Origin of the sequence: Bacillus sp. TL12 (genome assembly GCF_022625245.1) — a bacterium.
Lineage (GTDB): Bacteria > Bacillota > Bacilli > Bacillales > Bacillaceae_G > Bacillus_A.
Genome location: NZ_JAJJBY010000248.1, coordinates 1 through 295, shown reverse-complemented (window position 1 = coordinate 295; position 295 = coordinate 1). Strand labels below are relative to the sequence as shown.

General features: G+C 34.6%; 1 protein-coding gene. It reads left to right on the top strand.

Going from position 1 to position 295, the window contains the following annotated elements; all coding sequences use genetic code 11:
- On the top strand, nucleotides 1–295 hold a 295-nt coding region (locus LOK41_RS28780; RefSeq protein WP_241819477.1), incomplete at both ends, for an IS6 family transposase.

The following is a 295-nucleotide window of genomic DNA, read 5'->3' as shown; positions in this document are numbered from 1 at the left end:
TTTAAGCTATCGTGATGTATCTGAAATCTTGAAAGAGCGTGGTGTTTCGGTTCACCCAACAACTATCATGCGCTGGGTTCATGAATATGGAAACCTTATCTATCAAATTTGGAAGAAGAAAAATAAAAACGTTCCATTATCTTGGAAACTAGATGAAACCTATATAAAAGTCAAAGGAAAATGGTGTTATTTATATCGTGCAATTGATAAAGACGGGCAAACATTGGATATTCAACTTCGTAAAAAACGGGATTATCAGTCTGCCTATGCTTTTATGAAAAGATTGGTCAAAACG